Here is a 350-nt window from a genome sequence, read left to right on the forward strand (position 1 = left end):
GGGAAAACCCCTACATGCTTGAAAATCAAGGTCATGTAGGGGTTTTCTTTGGCGGTCCCGGTGGGATTTGAAATCTTAAGGTAGCCCCTGACGTCACTGAGGCTCTTTCAGAGGTACCCGGAAATACGTTGTTATTTATGGTATTTCGTTAGTTCAGATCAATGAAGGTCTTCGTCGAATTGTGTCTACGGTGTGAACACATGCCGGTTTTGACGTGAAGTGCGGCTGGGCAGATACGACGACCTCAAAATACAAGGCAAGTGCGTCGAGCATGAAGGGTCGTCCGCGTCAATCCATTCAAGAGCCACAGAAACGAGGCGTGAGTAGCTGCGTTCGTCACTTTCGCGGGA

It is taken from the genome of Aurantimicrobium sp. (assembly GCF_036667855.1).
Classification (GTDB): domain Bacteria; phylum Actinomycetota; class Actinomycetes; order Actinomycetales; family Microbacteriaceae; genus Aurantimicrobium.